Origin of the sequence: Pedobacter sp. FW305-3-2-15-E-R2A2 (assembly GCF_038446955.1) — a bacterium.
In the GTDB taxonomy this organism is placed as follows: Bacteria; Bacteroidota; Bacteroidia; order Sphingobacteriales; family Sphingobacteriaceae; genus Pedobacter.
This window is the reverse complement of the sequence record NZ_CP151803.1, coordinates 5,016,779-5,035,302: the sequence shown is the minus strand read 5'-3', so window position 1 is coordinate 5,035,302 and position 18,524 is coordinate 5,016,779. Positions and strand designations below refer to the sequence as shown.

At 41.5% G+C, this 18,524-nt stretch carries 21 protein-coding genes; 11 read left to right on the top strand and 10 right to left on the bottom strand.

All coding sequences use genetic code 11. From position 1 onward, the window contains the following. The 3 genes from AAFF35_RS20290 to rpmA all read left to right on the top strand — a co-directional run bounded on the left by AAFF35_RS20290 (position 1) and on the right by rpmA (position 1,394). Positions 1 to 513, top strand: coding sequence for a hypothetical protein (locus tag AAFF35_RS20290; protein WP_342328362.1), 513 nt, complete (start codon positions 1 to 3; stop codon positions 511 to 513). 84 nt (positions 514 to 597) lie between these two features. Continuing rightward, positions 598 to 909: a 50S ribosomal protein L21 gene (gene rplU, locus AAFF35_RS20285; protein WP_069377509.1), complete on the top strand. Its 312-nt coding sequence runs from the start codon at positions 598 to 600 to the stop codon at positions 907 to 909. Positions 910 to 968: 59 nt separating this feature from the next. Then, entirely contained in the window at positions 969 to 1,394 is a 426-nt protein-coding gene (gene rpmA, locus AAFF35_RS20280; protein WP_342328361.1) for a 50S ribosomal protein L27, read from the top strand. Positions 1,395 to 1,450: 56 nt separating this feature from the next. On the opposite strand, the gene AAFF35_RS20275 is transcribed toward rpmA, so the two are convergent. Next, entirely contained in the window at positions 1,451 to 1,816 is a 366-nt protein-coding gene (locus tag AAFF35_RS20275) for a helix-turn-helix transcriptional regulator (RefSeq protein WP_342328360.1), read from the bottom strand. Positions 1,817 to 2,023: 207 nt separating this feature from the next. Between AAFF35_RS20275 and AAFF35_RS20270 the strand changes: the two genes are divergently transcribed. Then, entirely contained in the window at positions 2,024 to 2,986 is a 963-nt protein-coding gene (locus AAFF35_RS20270; protein WP_342328359.1) for a response regulator, read from the top strand. Between the two features lie 51 nt (positions 2,987 to 3,037). On the opposite strand, the gene AAFF35_RS20265 is transcribed toward AAFF35_RS20270, so the two are convergent. The 3 genes from AAFF35_RS20265 to AAFF35_RS20255 all read right to left on the bottom strand — a co-directional run bounded on the left by AAFF35_RS20265 (position 3,038) and on the right by AAFF35_RS20255 (position 6,684). Next, complete coding sequence (locus AAFF35_RS20265; RefSeq protein WP_342328357.1) at positions 3,038 to 4,006, bottom strand: polyprenyl synthetase family protein; 969 nt, start codon at positions 4,004 to 4,006, stop codon at positions 3,038 to 3,040. Positions 4,007 to 4,043: 37 nt separating this feature from the next. Then, a complete protein-coding gene (gene rnr / locus AAFF35_RS20260) occupies positions 4,044 to 6,173 on the bottom strand; it encodes a ribonuclease R (protein ID WP_342328356.1) in 2,130 nt (709 codons plus the stop codon). A 130-nt stretch (positions 6,174 to 6,303) separates the two neighbouring features. Beyond that, positions 6,304 to 6,684: a VOC family protein gene (locus AAFF35_RS20255; protein WP_342328355.1), complete on the bottom strand. Its 381-nt coding sequence runs from the start codon at positions 6,682 to 6,684 to the stop codon at positions 6,304 to 6,306. A gap of 122 nt (positions 6,685 to 6,806) precedes the next feature. On the opposite strand from AAFF35_RS20255, the gene AAFF35_RS20250 reads away from it, so the two are divergent. Beyond that, positions 6,807 to 7,343: a GNAT family N-acetyltransferase gene (locus tag AAFF35_RS20250; protein WP_342328354.1), complete on the top strand. Its 537-nt coding sequence runs from the start codon at positions 6,807 to 6,809 to the stop codon at positions 7,341 to 7,343. A gap of 72 nt (positions 7,344 to 7,415) precedes the next feature. On the opposite strand, the gene AAFF35_RS20245 is transcribed toward AAFF35_RS20250, so the two are convergent. Beyond that, complete coding sequence (locus AAFF35_RS20245) at positions 7,416 to 7,796, bottom strand: helix-turn-helix domain-containing protein (protein ID WP_342328353.1); 381 nt, start codon at positions 7,794 to 7,796, stop codon at positions 7,416 to 7,418. Positions 7,797 to 7,937: 141 nt separating this feature from the next. Between AAFF35_RS20245 and AAFF35_RS20240 the strand changes: the two genes are divergently transcribed. Further along, positions 7,938 to 8,690: an SDR family oxidoreductase gene (locus AAFF35_RS20240; protein WP_342328352.1), complete on the top strand. Its 753-nt coding sequence runs from the start codon at positions 7,938 to 7,940 to the stop codon at positions 8,688 to 8,690. A gap of 111 nt (positions 8,691 to 8,801) precedes the next feature. After that, a complete protein-coding gene (locus tag AAFF35_RS20235) occupies positions 8,802 to 9,689 on the top strand; it encodes a mechanosensitive ion channel domain-containing protein (protein WP_342328351.1) in 888 nt (295 codons plus the stop codon). On the opposite strand, the gene AAFF35_RS20230 is transcribed toward AAFF35_RS20235, so the two are convergent. Continuing rightward, positions 9,686 to 11,398 carry an ABC transporter ATP-binding protein gene (locus AAFF35_RS20230; protein ID WP_342328350.1) on the bottom strand — a complete coding sequence of 571 codons (1,713 nt, stop codon included), beginning with the start codon at positions 11,396 to 11,398 and terminating at the stop codon, positions 9,686 to 9,688. The two genes, AAFF35_RS20235 and AAFF35_RS20230, sit on opposite strands and share 4 nt — an antisense overlap. Positions 11,399 to 11,494: 96 nt before the next feature. On the opposite strand from AAFF35_RS20230, the gene AAFF35_RS20225 reads away from it, so the two are divergent. Next, positions 11,495 to 12,808: a nicotinamide mononucleotide adenylyltransferase gene (locus tag AAFF35_RS20225; protein WP_342328349.1), complete on the top strand. Its 1,314-nt coding sequence runs from the start codon at positions 11,495 to 11,497 to the stop codon at positions 12,806 to 12,808. On the opposite strand, the gene AAFF35_RS20220 is transcribed toward AAFF35_RS20225, so the two are convergent. Beyond that, complete coding sequence (locus AAFF35_RS20220; RefSeq protein WP_342328348.1) at positions 12,805 to 13,239, bottom strand: GNAT family N-acetyltransferase; 435 nt, start codon at positions 13,237 to 13,239, stop codon at positions 12,805 to 12,807. The two genes, AAFF35_RS20225 and AAFF35_RS20220, sit on opposite strands and share 4 nt — an antisense overlap. Before the next feature lie 76 nt (positions 13,240 to 13,315). Next, positions 13,316 to 13,807 carry a YajQ family cyclic di-GMP-binding protein gene (locus AAFF35_RS20215; protein WP_124583482.1) on the bottom strand — a complete coding sequence of 164 codons (492 nt, stop codon included), beginning with the start codon at positions 13,805 to 13,807 and terminating at the stop codon, positions 13,316 to 13,318. 128 nt (positions 13,808 to 13,935) lie between these two features. Here AAFF35_RS20215 and AAFF35_RS20210 point away from each other — a divergent pair, with 128 nt between their 5' ends. The 3 genes from AAFF35_RS20210 to AAFF35_RS20200 all read left to right on the top strand — a co-directional run bounded on the left by AAFF35_RS20210 (position 13,936) and on the right by AAFF35_RS20200 (position 17,795). Further along, positions 13,936 to 14,724: a hypothetical protein gene (locus tag AAFF35_RS20210; RefSeq protein WP_342328347.1), complete on the top strand. Its 789-nt coding sequence runs from the start codon at positions 13,936 to 13,938 to the stop codon at positions 14,722 to 14,724. A gap of 111 nt (positions 14,725 to 14,835) precedes the next feature. Beyond that, positions 14,836 to 16,893 (top strand): polyphosphate kinase 1, encoded by a 2,058-nt coding sequence (gene ppk1, locus AAFF35_RS20205; protein WP_342328346.1) that lies wholly within the window; start codon positions 14,836 to 14,838, stop codon positions 16,891 to 16,893. Between the two features lie 5 nt (positions 16,894 to 16,898). Beyond that, the gene (locus AAFF35_RS20200) at positions 16,899 to 17,795 is read left to right on the top strand and encodes an exopolyphosphatase (protein WP_074605714.1); all 897 of its coding nucleotides are present in this window, start codon (positions 16,899 to 16,901) and stop codon (positions 17,793 to 17,795) included. Here the strand turns inward: AAFF35_RS20200 and AAFF35_RS20195 are convergent. Further along, entirely contained in the window at positions 17,786 to 18,253 is a 468-nt protein-coding gene (locus AAFF35_RS20195) for a 4'-phosphopantetheinyl transferase superfamily protein (RefSeq protein ID WP_342328345.1), read from the bottom strand. The two genes, AAFF35_RS20200 and AAFF35_RS20195, sit on opposite strands and share 10 nt — an antisense overlap. Next, positions 18,250 to 18,504 carry an acyl carrier protein gene (locus AAFF35_RS20190; RefSeq protein ID WP_342328344.1) on the bottom strand — a complete coding sequence of 85 codons (255 nt, stop codon included), beginning with the start codon at positions 18,502 to 18,504 and terminating at the stop codon, positions 18,250 to 18,252. Before AAFF35_RS20190 ends, AAFF35_RS20195 begins: the two co-directional genes overlap by 4 nt. Positions 18,505 to 18,524 lie beyond the last annotated feature (20 nt).

Below are 18,524 nucleotides of genomic sequence, written 5' to 3'. Positions count from 1 at the left end.
ATGAGTAGCAAAGCGAAGAAAATCTTCCTATTATTAACCATTGTCGTCCCATTCCTGGCCTATTGTGTCATTTATTACACGCCAATGTTTCGTAATGCACCGTTTAAGTCGACAGAATTCGAATCTATTGATTTCAAATGGGGCTTAGGGAATAATCTGGAGAACACTTATAATTCTAAAACAGGGGATTATCAGTATGTGGACGGGAAAGACTCGGTGATCAAAACAAATGTAAAACTGCGGTCGAATGACATGCTGTACTTACACAGCAAAGCGGCGGAAATTGGTTTCTGGAATTTTCCGGAGGTCATTGCGAATCAGGGAACGAACCTGGATTCTTCCAAAGTATTGCGTTATGTAATCCAGTTCAATTATAAGCGGAAATCTAAAAAGGTGGTCTATCTCACCGATTATGTAGAAATCCCGAAATTAAAAGGGCTGGCAGAGCAAATGAAAACCCTTGTGTCACAGAGCATCAATGACGCAGAAGAAAGGTATGGAAAGAAAAAATAAATCTGTTATGGATTTAGAATAATTAATTCTATATTTGCACCTCGATAAAAAAAATAAACAGTTTAAAATAATAATTATTTAACAATGTACGCAATAGTAAATATAGCAGGACAGCAATTCAAAGTTGCAAAAGACCAGCACCTTTTTGTACACCGTTTGCAAGGAGATGAAGGCGCTAGTATTGAATTTGACAATGTATTGTTGGTTGAAGATGGTGGTAAAATCACAGTAGGAGCTCCTACTTTGAAAGGTGCTTCTGTTTCAGCTAAGATCGTGTCTCATTTAAAAGGTGATAAAGTAATCGTTTTCAAAAAGAAACGTAGAAAAGGTTACAAAAAGAAAAATGGTCACCGCCAGTACTTCACTAAAATCCAGATCTCTGGTATCAGTTTATAATTAGTTGTTAAACAAAAAAATTGCCGGAATATCAGGTGATTTGTAAAATATAAAACAAGATGGCACACAAAAAAGGAGCCGGTAGTTCGAGAAACGGACGTGAATCGCATAGTAAACGCTTAGGTATTAAAATTTTTGGTGGTCAGGTAGCTATCGCTGGAAACATTCTGGTACGTCAGCGTGGTACTAAACATCATCCTGATAAAGGAGTAGGTATTGGTAAAGACCATACTTTATTCGCTTTGGTTGATGGTACCGTAATCTTCAAAAAGAAACAAGATAACAAATCATACGTTTCTATCTTGCCTTTACCGGTAGTTACTGAAGAAGTAGCAGAGAAAAAAGCACCTGTAGCGAAAGCTGCAAAAGCTGCTGCTCCAGCTACAGAAGAAGCTGCACCGGCTAAAAAAGCACCTGCAAAGAAAGCAGTTAAAGCTGAAGAAACTAAATCTGAAGCAACTGAAGAAGCAGCTCCGGCAGAATAGTAAAATATTAAAATATAGAAAAGGCCACGACTTGATGTTGTGGCCTTTTTTTGTGGTTATGAGGTAGCTTCTGTTCGTTTGTTCTTAATTTGTACCAATTCCTGCTCCAGTTTTGCCAATGAGCTGGTGAAGCTTTTTAACGTGCTTTCCAGGTCTTTAATCAGCAGGTCGACCCTCACGGTCGGTTCTTCATTTTGCACTCTGCTAATGCCATGTAAAAGCCATTCATAACTCTTGCTATAATATCTGGCAATGCTATGTAAAGTATGGAAGGAGGGGTATTGATTTCCAAGTTCTATTTGGGAGTAATTGCTTCGGGATAAATTTAGTATTTCTGCTATAAATGACTGAGAAAGGCCATTTTCTAATCGTAAATCCTTTATCCTGTCACCAATATCCTTCTTTGATAGAATTTCTTGCATAAGTAATATATATTTCGTTGATTTGTGATGAGTACGAGCGTTAATTCTTTTGAATGTAAGGCAATTATAGCTCCATAAAGTTCGTCAAAGTATCAGTTTAAAATAAATAAGGTTTAATTATGTTAATGCTAAAGCTAGGAAATGAATATCAGGTAAATTGTATTTATGCCGATTTATGTTCATTTAATGGCATAAAAGACGTCAAACATGCCAATTAGAAGGATGTGCGAAAGCGCAAACAGTTCGTTTTTCCTGATTGATAGAAATTACAAGCTCGCATTTTTTAAGATAGAGTCCCAGCATGATCTTGATGGCTTTCTTACTAAAAGTCCCGCAATTGGGGATTCTGCTGTGGAAATGATTGCTCAGAAATACAGGAAGAATTTTCAAAGCCTGTTGGCCAGATGCTTCCTGGGACACAGTTTCAGCATAGAGCAACGCTTCGCAATAGAGAAATCAACGGATCTTTTTCTGCAGATTATTTTCACCCCTTTAACAAAAGAAGGGGAGGAAGATCAGGTCATTTGTACCCTGATCAACAATACAGATACCCTGGGTCCAATGCAAATGCTGAGCGAGTATTCACACCTCACCTCACATGAGTTAAGGGCTCCCATCACCAATATTTTAAGCCTCTCTACCATCACCAATTATCATCCGCTGGAATCTTACGATATCCTGAAGATCAATCAGCTGCTGAGCGACATCAACCTGCAGGCATTGAAACTGGATGAAATCATTAAAATGCTCAACTCTATGCTGCATCAGCAGGAAAACACGGATTTGTTTGATGCGTTAAATGACAGAGGGGAAAATAAACATATTGTGCTGGTGGATGATGATGTCATCACGAACAGGCTCCATCAGATGTTGATCAAAAAGCACCATAGCGATAAGAAAATTGCACTTTTTGATGATCCGGAAATCGCATTGGGCTACATTAAAGAACACAACCCTGATCTGATCCTTCTGGACCTTCATATGCCGGAGATTGATGGCTGGAAGTTTCTGCACATGATGGAAGAACACAATATCTTTATCGATGTGGTCATTGTTTCCTCTTCGATTGACCCAAGGGAACGGTTGAGGGCAAAGTCTTTCCTGTGTGTAAAAGACTTTTATGTGAAACCACTCACCTCTGAAAAAGTAAAGCAGCTATTAGAAGATTAATGGGTTCTCCTTATAGCTGCTTAATGTTGTTTCAAACTGATTTTAAGGCGACTAGTGCTCTCTATTCATCAATTGATTAGATAGCAGTATCAATTCCTTTTTGCGTTCTTCAGGGACCGCTAAAGCGCTCAGTGCATTAAAGGCTTTTTCAGAATAATTTTTCATTTCCGTGGTTGCCAGTTCCCTGATGTTATATTTGTTATACAATAGGGTCGTATTGCTGATTTTATCCTCAAAATCCTGACTCACACTTTGTCTTTCCAGTTCCAGTAAGTCTGAATCCCCGGCAAGTTCTTTTAGTTTCAGCAGGAGTAAAGTCTTTTTATTGGCAATGATGTCTCCGCCAACCTGTTTTCCGAATTTTTCCGGATCACCGTAAACATCCAGAATATCGTCCTGAAGCTGGAAGGCAATTCCGATATTTTCTCCAAACTGATACAACTGCTCTGCTTCTTCTGCCGTTGCACCTGCCACCTGGGCACCTAATTTCATGGCACCACCTAACAATACCGCCGTTTTCAGACGGATCATATTGATGTATTCCTCAATGCTCACGAAATCGCGTTCTTCAAACTCCATATCGAGCTGCTGACCTTCACATACGCCTTGTGCGGTTGCATTAAAGGTATTGAGCGCGTCTTTCAGGACAGCCGTATCCAGCATCGAAAGGTGTTTGTTGGACTCTACCATCATCACATCACCGCTCAGAATGGCATTGTTTACTCCCCACTTTTCATGTACGCTTGGTTTTCCCCTGCGCAAAGGGGCATTGTCCATAATGTCATCATGGATCAACGTGAAATTGTGAAAGGTTTCTATGGCCAAAGCTGCAGGGATGGCCTTGTTAAGGTCAGCCCCAAATAAATCAGCAGCCATCAGCACCAATGCTGGTCTTATTCTTTTGCCCCCCAGGCTCATGATATAACTGATGGGCTGATAAAGCCGCTCAGGATGTGAAGGATATGGAACGTTCTGAATCGCGTTTTCTATGATTTCTTGTAATTGGGCAGGAGTATACATTTTTTGCAAAGGAATTTACCGAAGTATCTGTTTTATATTATTGTATTAAAGAAAAATCTATCTGTCTTTTTGAAAGGTCTACTTTTTTGACCTTTACCTGTACTTCATCACCCAGCTGATAAGTTTTCTTTTTACGCTGTCCGATGATACAGTAGTTCTTTTCGTCAAGGACATAGAAGTCATCTGATAAGTCTCTCAGGCGAATCATGCCTTCACACTTGTTTTCCACCAGTTCCACATACATTCCCCATTCCGTAACTCCGGAGATGATTCCCAGGAAGGTATTGCCAATGTTCTCTTCCAGGTATTCTGCCTGTTTGTATTTGATGGAAGCGCGTTCTGCATCTGCAGCACGTTTTTCCATAGAAGAGGAATGAGATGCAGCTACTTCATATTCTTCGGCATTTGCCGATTTTTCATTGTTCAGGTAAGCCGCAAGCAAGCGGTGCACCATCACATCGGGGTAACGTCTGATTGGAGAGGTAAAGTGGGTATAATGGTCAAATGCCAATCCGTAATGGCTTGTTTTTTTAGTGGTATACACCGCTTTGGCCATAGAGCGGATGGCAAGCTGGGTCAATACATTTTGTTCCTTTTTACCTTCCACATCTTCCATCAGGTAGTTCAGTGATTTCGCGATGTCCTTATCGGATTTCATATTGATCTTATAACCGAAGCGTGCGGCAAAGAGTGCGAAATTGCCCAGGTTTTCCAGGTTCGGCGAATCGTGGGAACGGTAGATAAAGGTGTATTTCTGCTTTCCTTTTCCTTTCTTGGCGATGAACTCTGCCACCTTTTTATTGGCCAGCAACATGTAATCTTCAATGAGTTTATGGGCGTCTTTACGCTCTTTAACGAAGACACCAATCGGCTTTCCGGTTTCGTCCAGTTTGAACTTCACTTCCGTACTCTCAAAGCTAATCGCTCCGTTTTTAAACTTCTTGTCTCTTAAAATATAAGCCAGTTCATTTAATTTAAGGATTTCTTCTGCATGGTCGCCGGTCTTAGTTTCAATCACTTCCTGAGCTTCTTCATAGCTGAAGCGCCTGTTGGAATGGATCACCGTTCTTCCGAACCATTCGGTAATGATGTTTGCTTTATCATCCAGTTCAAACACTGCGGCGAAACACAATTTATCCTCATGAGGACGCAGTGAGCATACTCCATTACTTAAGCGCTCCGGAAGCATAGGAATCACGCGGTCTACCAGGTATACGGAGGTCGCCCTTCCATAAGCTTCTTTGTCCAGCGGAGAGTTAGGGATCACATAGTGAGAAACATCGGCAATGTGTACGCCGATTTCATAATTTCCGTTTTCCAGTTTTTTGAAGGAAATCGCATCATCGAAATCTTTGGCATCGGCAGGGTCAATGGTAAATGTTACGGTATCCCTGAAGTCCTTACGGCCTTTGATTTCTGCTTCAGTAACCTGTTCAGGAATCGCATTGGCCTCTTTCTCCACTTCCGGAGGGAAGCTTAGCGGGAAGCCATATTGTGCGAGAATGGCGTTCATTTCTGTATTGTTCTCGCCTTGCTCACCAAGGATCGCAATGATTTTACCAATTGGATTTTTAGCCCCATCCGGCCAGTCCGTAATGCTGACCTGTACTTTTTGTCCGTTTTTAGCACCGTTAAGGTCGCTCAAAGGAACAAAAATGTCCTGCATCATTTTGCGGTCGTCAATGTTGACAAAAGCGAAACGGTCGGAAATCTTGATGACCCCGATGAAGTCGGTCTTCGCGCGTTCGATGATCTCCACGACCTCACCTTCATTTTTACGTCCGCTTTTCTTAGCGTAGATGTAAACTTTTACCTTATCACCATGTAGGGCATTGTGCAGCTTTCTGGAAGAGACAAAAACGTCTTTCTCGAACTCATCGTCGGGAACGATGAACGCTGAACCATCAGCAGTCATGTCTACTTTACCTGTAAGGTAAACCTTCAGGTCTTTTAAGCGGAACTTTCCTCTTTCAGGTTCTGCAAATACCCCTTTGCGGGTTTGTTGTTTTAGTATGTCTAAGATGGTTTCTTTCGAAGCGGTATCTGTAATGTTTAATTTTGCGGAGACTTGTTTGTAATTTAAAGCCTCTTTATTGCTTTTCTCCAGAACATCGCTGATTAATTGTATTAAAACGAGTTCTAAGTGAGATGATTTATTTTTTGCCATAGTATAGATATGAATCTTTCGAAGGTAACAATTTGAACTGAAAAACTGACTGAAACCCTAGTTAAATGTGTTTAAGAGGGATTTGAAATGACAGTTGGTGTGTGGAATTGGGGAAATAAGAGGGGACTCGCTATTTCTTTCTTTGTTTGATTTGGAAGACATTCCCTTCCGGATCTGCTCCATCACAAAGTAAATAGTCATAATTGTCAAAGGTAGTGATCTCTTTCATGGCTACCTGCTCACTAAGCAAGTCTGCTCTGAGTTGATGGATATCTTCCTCAACTTCAAAAATAACCTTGGTGTTGTTGTCAAATTTAAACGGTGTGGCTCCGTCCCCGAGGTATTGATCACCAATTTTGTGCAATCCGATCTTGCAGTTACCCGATGCTAAAAGCAGCCATTCCGATTGATACTCCTCCAGAACCTCAAGTTTTAAAATGTCAACATAAAAGGACTTAAGTTTGTCGATATCCTGAACAAAGATAATCAAGGTGTCAAAATTTAGTTTCATTGCAAAAAAGTTTAATTAAACACCATCTCAACCAGGGAATGGGATTTTGATTCTTGTTTAATATTAGCATATTTATGGCATATCTCTAAAATCTTTTTAATAAAACCCGGAACTAATATAAAATGGATACGACTCAATTCATGATTAGAAAAGCAAGCCCTGAAGACACAGATCAGATTTTTGAACTCTATAAAACGGTAAGTAAGGAGGTTGGTGGCCTTGCCCGGATAGAGAAAGAAATCACCAAAACATACATCGAAAACTTTAGCTATAAATCATTTGAAAACGGATTGCAGTTTGTGGTTACCGACGCATTCAATGAACAGGCAATTATAGCTGAAATTCATTGCTATCAATTGGAACCCGGGGTCTTTAAACATATCTTATCTGAGTTGACGGTTGCTGTACATCCTGCCTGCCAGGGGAAGGGCTTAGGAAGGTTGCTTTTTCAAACTTTGCTGGATGACATTCAATTAAACAGACCAGATATTTTAAGGGTAGAACTGATTGCAAGAGAATCAAATTCAAAAGCGATTCAGTTATATGAAAGACTTGGCTTTAAAATAGAAGGAAGGTTTGAAAACAGGATCAGCAATGGTAATAATTCGTTTGAAGCGGATATTCCAATGGCTTGGTTTCCAGCGGCGAGGGTCCATTGACGATACGCTTTTAATTCTTAGAAATGCAGTCTATGGTGTCATATTTTGAGCTGGATACCATTGCTGTACAGCTTATTTCATTTTCTCTTCTACCGCTGCCTTAACCGGAAGCCGGTACTTCCCTCCCCATTCACTCAATTGCTTAAAAATAGGTCCGAATGCCAATGCCATCTCCGTAAGTTCATATTCTACTCTTGGGGGAACTTCAGCATAGATTGTGCGTTTAACAAGTCCGTCCTGTTCCATTGCCCGGAGTTGTAAGGTGAGCATACGCTCAGTCATATAGGGGAACTCTTTCTTTAGCTCCCCGAATCTCATTTTTCCGGATTCCAGTTTGCTGATGATCAATATTTTCCATCTGCCGTTGATTTTGTTGACAGCATAGGTAAGATCACATTCAATGATGTGTTCTTCATTGCGGGTATAGGTTGAGTTTTTCTTTCGGGCTGCCATTACTTACAAGTTTGTTCGTACCGCACAATTGGCTGTAACACAGGTAAAATTAGATGCTTCGGACTACTTTTACAAAGGAATTTCTGAAAAACATTTTTTTAACCGGATCGTCCGGGAGACGGTCATCTTAATTATAAAACTATGGATCTCTATTTAAATGGTAAAACAGCAGTAGTGACTGGCGCAAGTCAGGGATTTGGACGGGCAATCACGAAAGAATTGGCTACGGAGGGGGTAAAAGTTTTTGCCACTGCCAGAAACGAAGATTTACTGGATAGTCTGAAAGCCGAAATCAGGAAAGCTGGCGGCATTGAACCAGTTACTTTCGTTCAGGATTTTGTTGCTGCTGATGCCCCTGAAAAAATTGCCGCTGCTGCATTGTCCAGCCTCGGACAAGTTGATATTCTGATAAACAATGCAGGTCGCAGTCGTCCGTTGGATGTGATCGGGGCGGAAGAAGAATGGGCCGCCTCGATGACACTGGATTTTGATCGCCACCGGCAACTCAGTCAACAACTTTTGCCCCAGTTTATGGAACGCAGGCAGGGGGCGATTCTGAACATTACCAGTACCTATGAACTAAGGACGATCAATGCTTCCGCTGTTGCCAAGGCTGCGATCGCCGTATGGTCCAAGCAGTTATCCGGAGAATTGGGAAAGTATGGCATCCGGGTCAATTGCTTACAACCAGGTCTGATCGATACCGAAAATATCCGTCGTTTCTTTAACCATGAGCAACGTAAAGCCTATGCGGAACAGGAAATCCCTCTTGGGGACTTTGGCGAAGCTCAGGATATTGCGAATATCGCCACTTTTCTAGTGTCCCCAAGGGCAAAATACATCACTGGTACGGTGACTGTTGTGGACGGTGGAGGACGTCATTACGCTTTTTGATCATGTATATCCCGGAACGTTTTTCTACGGGAATAAAATCACACCATGAATTTTGTACCTTTGCTTTTACCGGAGGAAATGAGGCTTTTTTATTAAAAACTCCAGTTTAAAATGATAGAAGATAAAGAAAGACAAACAGGGAAGGAGCTGCTAATGATCCTGGTTAAAGCATTAGTTTGCTTGGTATTGATTTATTTTTACATCAGCAATCCGGAGATTTATACAGAATTTCCTACGCTGGATAAAATTGCAGATACTTCCATTCTCTTTTTAGGACCAAGTCTGATCATCTCTATTCTCCGGCTGATTGTTATTTATTGGTACGTTAAAAAACACAAGCTAAAAAAGAACATCAAGGATAACTTTATTCTTGGGATCAACAGGGTGGTTTCTATCCTGAATACTGTCTTTTTTGCGATTGCATTTACTTCTCTTTTCGATGTCAATCCAAAAGACCTGATCTTTAGCGTTTCCATTGTTGCTGCTGCACTGGCTGTAACGTTTAAAGATTACATTGCCAATATGATCAATGGTCTGATCATCATGTTTTCCGACCGCCTTTCCCTTGGCGACCATATTCGTTTAGGCGAGCATGAAGGAAAGATCCTGGACATTACCCTGATCAATATGATCCTTCAAAATGAAGATAGTGATATGGTGATCATTCCGAATTCGGTAGCTTTTAGCTCTGTCATCATTAACCAGTCTAAACAAAACACAAAGAAGCTCAGCATTGAATTTGATATGCCTTTGAAAAATGGATATACGCCTGCCTTCCTCGAAGAATACTTGAACAATGCGATTGCCAATAATACAGAAAACGTGATGGAAGGTGGCTTGTCGGTAAAGACCATTGCCATCAATAAGGATGCAGCCATATTTAAGGTAATGGTGCTATTGAAACATTACGATAAAGTTAAAGAAAGAGTGGTAAGGCGTTTGCTCAATACCGCTTTATTGCGTCTTGCTGCAGGGCAGGATGAACTGGAAATCCATTAGCTATTTGATCTGCCGGGAATCGCCGCAATCAATCTTTTAGTATATTCTGCCTGCGGATGATTGTAGATGTCTTCCGGAAAACCCGCTTCTTCTACTTTTCCTTTATTCATGACAATCATCCGGTCTGAAATATGTTTCACCACCGACAAGTCATGTGAAATAAAAATATAAGTCAATCCGAAATCCTGCTGCAGCTGACGCAATAGGTTCAATACCTGTGCCTGTACCGATACATCCAGCGCAGACACCGATTCATCGCAGATGATGAATTTCGGCTGGAGTGCCAATGCCCTTGCAATCACAATCCGTTGCCGTTGCCCGCCTGAAAACTCATGAGGATACCGGTTAAAATATTCCGCTTTCAGGTCCACCCGTTCCAGCAATTCCAGGACATGTGTTTTTCGCTGTTTGTCATTGTCAAATACCCCATGAACCTGTAAGGGTTCCATCAGCGCGTTGCCAACCGTTAGCCGGGGATTTAAAGAAGAATAAGGGTCCTGAAATATGATCTGTACTTCTCTTCTCATTTTTCTTAATGCAGGCTTATTCAGCGAAAGGATGTCGGTACCTTCGAACAACAAGGCTCCTGAAGTTGGTTCCACCAATCTCAGAATACTTCTGCCCAAAGTGGTTTTGCCGCAACCGGATTCACCCACCAACCCTAGTGTCTCCCCTGGGAAAATATCAAAGGAAATGTCATCTACTGCTTTTACAAAATCAGTCGTTTTTCCAAATAATCCCTTTCTTATCGGATACCAGGTGCATAGATTTTTTACCTGAAGAATAGGAGCCTGTGCATATAAGGTTTTTCTTCTTTCTGCAATTTCCTGGGAGGTATAAGCATTGCTTTTTAATAAATGGGCAACCGCCATTTCCTTGTTTTCGTTCAGAAAATCTGCCACAACAGGCAGTTTCTTTAACAAGTGTTTCGGATCAGGTCGGCAAGCCAGCAGGCCTTTGGTATAGGGATGTTCCGGCGATTCAAATAAATATTTAGCCGGCCCCTGTTCTACAATATTTCCCTTATACATCACGGCTACCTCGTCTGCAATTTCGCGGATGACGGCCAGGTCATGGGAGATAAAGATCATGGCCATCTGACGTTCTTCTTTTATCCTCAGCAACAACTCAAGAATTGTTTTTTGAACGGTTACATCCAATGCCGTGGTCGGTTCATCAGCGATTAACAATTCCGGATTACAGCTCAGCGCCATCGCAATCATTACCCTTTGTTTTTGTCCGCCGGAAAGCTGATGCGGGTAGCTTTCAAAGATCTGCTCAGGGCGGGGGAGCTGTACTTCTTTAAACAATTCAATGGTCTTCTCCCGGGCTTCGCTTTTGCTGGTATGCTGATGCAGGATGATCGCTTCCTGAACCTGATAGCCGCAGGTAAATACAGGATTCAGGGAGGTCATGGGTTCCTGAAAAATCATCGCAATCTTATTGCCTCTGTATTTTCTGATCTCTGCCGGAGATAAAGCAAGCAGGTCAATTTTATCGAACTCAATGTCGCCGGTAATTTTTGTGCTTTCCGGATCATGAAGCCTCATGATGGAAAATGAAGTCACCGATTTGCCTGATCCCGATTCCCCGACAATGCCGAGTACTTTTCCTTTCTCCAGCCTGAAACTGATGTCATTCACAGCTTTTAGCCAGGATTTGTCTTCTTTATTCAGGAATTGTATGTCGAGGTTTCTAACGTTTAGCATCTGACAACCAAGGTAGTGTTTTGATCTTGAAAAAATTGAAATCAAGATAGGCAATTTTATGGCCTGAATTCCGCGTTATTGTGTTATTTTTGCAAAATGGAAAGAGAAATTCTGGATACCAAGCGTAAAGCTTTGAAGATTAACTTAAACCCTAAGATCTACGGAACCTTTGCAGAGATTGGTGCAGGACAGGAAGTGGCCCGTAACTTTTTTACCGCAGGGGCTGCTTCAGGAACGGTTGCTAAGACCATGTCTGCTTACGACATGACCTTTAGTGATGCGATCTATGGTGTCGAAGAATCAGGAAGATATGTGAGTCAATCCAGGTTATTGAAAATGCTGGGCCATGAGTTTGCCTTGTTGAACGAAAGGTTAAACGGAGAGAAATACGACGACCGTACTTTCTTTGCCTTTGCAGATACGGTAACAACTTTAAATTATAACAAATCAAATGATCCGCATGGCTGGATCGGAATCCGTTTTCAGGCAGAGCCGGGAGGGGAACCCAACGAGATCTTTTTCCATGTAAGGCTACTTGATACTGATGCTGCCTTGCAGCAGAATGTATTGGGAATTATTGGCGTAAACCTTGTTTATGCTGCTTTCTACTATAACCAGGATCCGAAAACAATGATCGAATCTCTGGCAGATAACCTGACTGTAGGTTCTGTGGAGATCGATTTAATCTCTGTAAACGGACCTGCATTTAAAAACATCAATAACATCCTTTTAAACCTTTATCTGATCGTAAAGGACTTCTCGGATGCCGCTATATTTGATTCCCTGGGTAAGCCTTGTTTACCTAAAGACCTTTTGTATAAAAAGGACATCATGATCTTGCGGACCAAATATGCGCAGAAATCCAATCCTAATTTTAGCATGTTAAATAAGGCGGTGGATCAGTTTGTGCACTCAGAAAGCGTCAGCAAAGAGAACTTAAGTGTTTTGATTGAAGTACTGATGTCGAATGTGTTGAGCTCAGGAGAGGAAGAACCGGAAAGCTTTGACCTGGAGGCCGTGGCCAAAAGAGCAGAAGATATGTGTAAAACGGGCAACCTGGTGATGGTTTCTAACTTTACAAGACACAACAAACTGGCTAAATATTTAGACCGTTGCAAGCCGAAAAGTGTGGGGATTTCTACGAACATCAACAACCTTAAATTTGTGTTCAACTCCAGTAATTTCGGAGATAATTATTCCAGTCAGCTTTTGAGTTATGTGAGCGACATGTTCAGCAAGAATGTGCGCTTATTCGCTTACCCGTTTTTAGATAAAAAGACCAATACGGTCATCACCAGTGCCAATATGCCCGTAACACCGGATGCAAAACCGTTGTTCGACTTCCTGATCCTGAACGGATACATTGCCGATATCAGGGACTACAGCGAAGGAGATGTGAAAACGGTTTAAAGGTAAGCGTCTTTGATGACTACCGCCATCAGCCTTTCCGGATGTTCTATGTGCTTAAAGCCAAATTGTTCATATAATCCATGCGCATCCATGGTGGCGAGCATGTACCTTCTCAGCCCTTGCAGGTCAGGGTGGAAAAGCATGAGGGACATCAGTTTTTTGGAAAGACCCTGGCCGCGGTAGATCTCGGAAACATAGACATCAGCAAGGTAGGCAAAGGTCGCCTTATCCGTAATCCATCTGGCAAATCCAACCTGTGCTGAATCTTTATAGATGCCAAAACAAAGAGAATTGTCTATGGATTTCTGAACTGTTTGTAAAGGGATGTTCTGCGCCCAGTAGGATTGGGTGCTCAGGTAATGGTGGACCGCAACAGCATCTATTTTCTGTGGGTCGTCTGAATAAATAAAACCACTATCAATAATTTCCATGAGTATCGGTTTATACTTATAAAATTACCTCATCTTATTTAAGGGAAATCCTGAGGATAAGATGAGGTAACAAAAGTTAGTTACGCATATTGATGAACTGTAATGGCTGTCCGAAGTCTTCGCCTCTGCAAAGAGAAATGACTGCCTGAAGGTCATCAATGCTCTTGCTCTGTACACGAACCTGGTCATCCATCATCGAAGCCTGAACTTTTAGTCCGCTTGCTTTTATTTTTGCAACAATTTTTTTAGCGGTTTCTTTGTCAATACCTTCTTTTACAGAGATCTCTTTTCTGATCATATTTCCTGAAGCATATTGCTCTTTACCAAAATCCAAACTGCTGGAATCCAGTCCTTGTTTAACCATTCTGGAAATAATAGCGTCCTGAATTGCTTTTAAACGCATATCATCCTCTGTTACAATAGTGATCTGATTGGTCTTCTTATCATGGTCTATCGTACTTTTAGAAGTGTTGAAATCATAACGGTTCAGGATTTCTTTTTTTGCATTGTTCATCGCGTTATCAAAAGTTTGCGCGTCAACTTTACTTACAATATCAAAAGTGGGCATGATTATAGCTTTAGAATAAAAAATATATTAGATTTAACGTAAAAATTAACCCGTTGAGGGTTGTTCTCACAAATATAAAACATTAAACAAAGAATACGATCAACAATAAAACTTATAAATAAAAGAATATGAAAGGCAATAAATCAAGAGTACAAAAGAAAGCTGATAAAAAGGCAGCCAAAAAACAATTGGAAAAGAGTCTTAGTGATAAGTTCTTTGAAGTAGTAAAACATTTAGGCCATGATGCCGAGAAAATAGGGGATGATATTGCCAAAGCAAGTAAAGTTGTAGCTGGTAAATTGTCTAAGAAATTCCTGGAAGTAAGGAAAGCGGTAAACGAGAAACTGGAAGAAGCAGCTGCTGCAAGTGATAACGTTAAAAAGAAAGCAGAGAAAGCTGGAAAGAAAGCGGAGAAAAAAGCTAAATCTGTAAAGAAAGAGGTAAAGAAAGAAGTTTCCAAAGACGTTAAAAATGCAAAGAAAGTCGTTAAGAAAGCCGTTGCAAAAGCAAAACCGGTAGTTCAAAGCGTGAAAGTTGAAGCGATCGCTACGGAAGAAAAAGCGGCTGATGCTATTGCTAAAACCGCTAAAAACGTGGTTGCTAAAGCAAAACCTGCTGCTAAAGCAGTAGCTGAGAGCACTGCCGATGCGAAAAAAGAAGTGGTGGCCGCAGTAAAAGCACCTGCTAAAGCAGCGGCTAAGCCTGCAGCAAAACCTGCTGTTGCGAAGAAACCTGTTGCCACTAAGGCTCCGGCCACGAAACCTGTTGCTGCTGCTAAACCTGCGACAGCTAAACCTGCAGCGACAAAAGCGGCAGCACCGAAAGCCGCTCCGGCAAAAACAGAAACTCCTGAAGCAAAACCTGAAGCAGCTGCTGAACCTGCAACACCTGTCAAGGATGCGGTAGAGAGCAAATAGCGGGAGGTTAAGTTTTAGTTCTATGGTTAGGTAATAATTAACAATTACTTAACAATAGAATTTGCAGTTTTGAGCATCCCTGTTTCTTACAGGGATTTTTTTATTTTATACATGACGAGAAAAAAGGCACCATTTCTAAATAGAGAGATCAGTTGGTTATATTTTAACGAACGGGTCTTGCAGGAAGCTGCAGATGAAACGGTTCCCCTGATTGAGCGGATCAAGTTCCTGTCTATATTCTCTTCCAATCTGGAAGAGTTTTATAGGGTTAGGGTAGCCACAATGAGTCGTTTAGCAAACCTAAACGAAAAAGCAAAGGCCTTACTGGGCTTCAATCCCAAAAAGATCTTAAATGAAATAAAGAATATTGTAGTCAAACAGGAACGGAAGTTCGAACAGTTGTTCCAGGCCACCCTGATCAATGAACTGGCACAAAACAGGATCTTTATCCTGAATGAAACCCAGCTCAACGTAGCCAGGGGAGAGTTCGTCAGAAACCATTTCCGCGATAAGATCCTTTCTAACCTTGTTCCCATCATGGTAGACCTGGATAAACCTTTTCCGGAACTCAAGGATCGCTACCTGTACTTTTTCGTAAGATTGTCTAAAAAGTCATCCAAAACAAGTGCAAGGTATTCCCTGATTGAACTGCCTCCCGACCTTCCAAGGTTTTTGGTCTTACCGGAAACCAATGGCCTTAAGTTCATTATCCTTGCAGAAGACATCATCAAATACTGCCTGGACGATATATTTTATGTTTTTAACTACGATGAGCTTGATGCTTATTCCATTCAGCTGACCAGAGATGCCGAGCTGGACATCGATAAAAATGTAAGCGATAAGTTTATTGAAGAACTGAGAACCAGCCTTGATAAACGCAAAAAAGGAAAGCCAATGCGCTTGCTGTACGATACGGAAATGCCTTTCGAGATGCTGACCGTACTCGTGAATAAAATGAAAATTGAGGCGGAAAGCCTGATCCCCGGAAACCGTTACCATAGGTTCGGCGATTTTATCTCCTTCCCGAATGTAGGGGGGAAAGAACTGGAATATGCCCCAAACCCAGCGATCAAAGTGGCAGGATTACACCGCACGGAAAGTATTTTCAATAAACTGGCCACACGGGATTACCTGATCAACCTGCCTTATCAGTCGTACGATTACATCATCCTGTTCCTCAGAGAAGCTGCAATTGATCCGAAAGTAACAGAAATCAATATTACATTATACCGCCTTGCGGAAAATTCCAGAGTGGTCAATGCCCTGATCAATGCCGCTAAAAATGGCAAGAAAGTAAACTGTCTGGTAGAACTCAAAGCCAGGTTTGATGAACAGGCAAATATCTTCTGGAGCACCAGGCTCAAGGAAGAAGGAGTCAATGTAAATTATGGCCTTACCGATTATAAGGTGCATTCCAAGATCTGCCTGGTGAAAAGAATGGAAAAAGGAAGGGCAGTTTATTATGCCAACCTTGCTACCGGAAATTTCAATGAGAAAACCGCCAGAATCTATTGCGACCATAGCATCTTTACGTCCAAAAAAGAAATCACGCATGACCTGCTGAAACTTTTTACGGCTTTAAATAAAAAGACGGTAGCAACGGGCTTCAAGCATTTGATTGTCTCTCCTTTAGAGTCAAGAACGAAGTTTTATGGCCTGATCGACCGGGAAATAAGGATCGCCAAACAAGGCAAACCAGCCTATATGATCCTGAAAGTAAACAGCCTCGCGGATGAAGGTGTGGTAGAGAAATTATATGAAGCAAGCAATGCAGGGGTAAAGATCAAGATGATCGTGAGGGGTATCTGTACCCTGGTACCGGGAATTGTAGGTTTCAGCGAAAACATTACCGTCATCAGCATCATCGATAAATTCCTGGAACATGCCCGGGTCTTCATCTTTGGAAATAATGGAAAAGAAGAAATGTTCCTTTCTTCGGCGGATTTAATGAGCCGGAATTTTGAACACCGGGTAGAAGTAGGCTTCCCCGTATTGGATAAGGAAGTGAGACAGGAAATCAGAGACATCATCGAATTCCAGTTACAGGACAATGTGAAAGCCCGCGACATCACGAAGCTGAACAACAACAAATACCATAAAAACAGAATCAATACAAAAGTTAGGGCGCAGGTGCAGACCTACAATTACTTAAAAAATAAACATCAATAAAGCCAATGCTTAGATATGCTGCTATAGATATAGGGTCAAATGCCGTTAGGTTATTAATTGCTGACATCACAAAAACGGACGAAGGGTTCGGCTTTAAAAAGAATACTTTAATCAGGGTTCCCTTGCGACTGGGGGATGATGCCTTTTTAGACCATCGGATCTCTGAGCGTAAAATGGAAGACCTGCTGAAAACAATGGCTGCTTTCAAAAACCTGATGGACGTATATCAGGTCTCTAAATACCTGGCTTGTGCCACTTCAGCGATGCGTGAAGCAGATAATGGAGCCGAGATCATCAAAAAAGTAAAGAAGCTGACAGACCTTGACCTGGAAATTATCGAGGGGCAAAGAGAAGCGAATATCATCTATTCCAATCATATTGAAGAGAACCTGGACAACAAGAAAAGTTACCTTTATATTGATGTAGGCGGAGGTAGTACAGAGCTTTCTGTCTTTGTAAACCGCATTCCGATTGCCTCTAAATCTTTTGACATTGGAACGATCAGAATCCTTGACAATCAGGATCGGGAAGAGACCTGGGAAGAGATGAAACTCTGGGTAAAAGAGAATACCAAAACTTTGAAAAATATGGCGGCTATCGGGACAGGTGGAAACATCAATAAGCTGTACCGCATGTCTGATGAGAAAGAAGGAATGCCAATGTCTTTCCTAAAGTTAAAAGGCCTTTATAATAACCTGAACGCCCATTCTTTAAAAGAAAGAATCCAGGTTTTCGGACTAAACCCGGATCGTGCAGACGTAATCATTCCTGCCTGTGAAATCTACATTACGTTGCTAAAATGGACAGGCATCAAACAAATCTATGTGCCTAAAGTAGGAATGGCCGATGGGATCATCAATCTGCTGATTGAAGAAAACCTGGTACAACCGGCCTATAAATAAGCTAAAGCAAGGTATCGGCCATGGTGACTCACTGTGGCCGGAGCCGTGTTTCTATAACTCAGGTCTAAAGGATCATAACTGCTGATTTTGATGCTGGCCGCTTCAATGGGGAATCTTTCTCCAGCTATGGTATGAATAAAGTCAGGGCATAGGGAGCTTTGGGTAAAATATCGTAGCCGCTGACAAGTAACCACGCCGCTTGCGCATTGTCCACTGATCTTTACTTCCGTGCAGCAAAGTTTCCCAGGAGCAAAAGCATGCCAGTTCTTCTTTCGCGAATGAATTTTATAAACGGCTTCTTTCATGCTCCATAACAACCATACCATCTGACAGGGATTAGAAGCACTGTGAATGAGCTGCTGCTCTTCCAAAGAAAATACTTTTTGAAGGTATCCTTTTCTGCGCCAGTTGCTCTCGGCATCTGCCTGATGCAAATCGACAATATCGTTTCCGATCACTTCTCTTTCAATTTAGTTTCAATGATTTCTATAGCTGCACTGACATTGAGCATGCGCTCCATAGACAGGTTGTCTATTTCAATGTCGAACTCTTCTTCGACGTCCAGCACGACGTCTACCAGATTGGCAGAGTTAATCTTCAGGTCTTTTGTGAAATCAGTGGTTTCACTGAGGTATTCTAATGCATCCTTGTCATGACTGTAGCTGGCAACAATGGTTTTTAATTTTGAGAGTAATAATTGTCTGTCCATGTTTAATCCTTAATACCTCT

Excerpts from the sequence above, each read along its gene's own strand:
- AAFF35_RS20290 (WP_342328362.1), top strand. The coding sequence starts at position 1 with ATGAGTAGCAAAGCGAAGAAAATCTTCCTATTATTAACCATTGTCGTC.
- rplU (WP_069377509.1), top strand. The coding sequence starts at position 598 with ATGTACGCAATAGTAAATATAGCAGGACAGCAATTCAAAGTTGCAAAA.
- rpmA (WP_342328361.1), top strand. The coding sequence starts at position 969 with ATGGCACACAAAAAAGGAGCCGGTAGTTCGAGAAACGGACGTGAATCG.
- AAFF35_RS20275 (WP_342328360.1), bottom strand. The coding sequence starts at position 1,816 with ATGCAAGAAATTCTATCAAAGAAGGATATTGGTGACAGGATAAAGGAT.
- AAFF35_RS20270 (WP_342328359.1), top strand. The coding sequence starts at position 2,024 with ATGCCAATTAGAAGGATGTGCGAAAGCGCAAACAGTTCGTTTTTCCTG.
- AAFF35_RS20265 (WP_342328357.1), bottom strand. The coding sequence starts at position 4,006 with ATGTATACTCCTGCCCAATTACAAGAAATCATAGAAAACGCGATTCAG.
- rnr (WP_342328356.1), bottom strand. The coding sequence starts at position 6,173 with ATGGCAAAAAATAAATCATCTCACTTAGAACTCGTTTTAATACAATTA.
- AAFF35_RS20255 (WP_342328355.1), bottom strand. The coding sequence starts at position 6,684 with ATGAAACTAAATTTTGACACCTTGATTATCTTTGTTCAGGATATCGAC.
- AAFF35_RS20250 (WP_342328354.1), top strand. The coding sequence starts at position 6,807 with ATGGATACGACTCAATTCATGATTAGAAAAGCAAGCCCTGAAGACACA.
- AAFF35_RS20245 (WP_342328353.1), bottom strand. The coding sequence starts at position 7,796 with ATGGCAGCCCGAAAGAAAAACTCAACCTATACCCGCAATGAAGAACAC.
- AAFF35_RS20240 (WP_342328352.1), top strand. The coding sequence starts at position 7,938 with ATGGATCTCTATTTAAATGGTAAAACAGCAGTAGTGACTGGCGCAAGT.
- AAFF35_RS20235 (WP_342328351.1), top strand. The coding sequence starts at position 8,802 with ATGATAGAAGATAAAGAAAGACAAACAGGGAAGGAGCTGCTAATGATC.
- AAFF35_RS20230 (WP_342328350.1), bottom strand. The coding sequence starts at position 11,398 with ATGCTAAACGTTAGAAACCTCGACATACAATTCCTGAATAAAGAAGAC.
- AAFF35_RS20225 (WP_342328349.1), top strand. The coding sequence starts at position 11,495 with ATGGAAAGAGAAATTCTGGATACCAAGCGTAAAGCTTTGAAGATTAAC.
- AAFF35_RS20220 (WP_342328348.1), bottom strand. The coding sequence starts at position 13,239 with ATGGAAATTATTGATAGTGGTTTTATTTATTCAGACGACCCACAGAAA.
- AAFF35_RS20215 (WP_124583482.1), bottom strand. The coding sequence starts at position 13,807 with ATGCCCACTTTTGATATTGTAAGTAAAGTTGACGCGCAAACTTTTGAT.
- AAFF35_RS20210 (WP_342328347.1), top strand. The coding sequence starts at position 13,936 with ATGAAAGGCAATAAATCAAGAGTACAAAAGAAAGCTGATAAAAAGGCA.
- ppk1 (WP_342328346.1), top strand. The coding sequence starts at position 14,836 with ATGACGAGAAAAAAGGCACCATTTCTAAATAGAGAGATCAGTTGGTTA.
- AAFF35_RS20200 (WP_074605714.1), top strand. The coding sequence starts at position 16,899 with ATGCTTAGATATGCTGCTATAGATATAGGGTCAAATGCCGTTAGGTTA.
- AAFF35_RS20190 (WP_342328344.1), bottom strand. The coding sequence starts at position 18,504 with ATGGACAGACAATTATTACTCTCAAAATTAAAAACCATTGTTGCCAGC.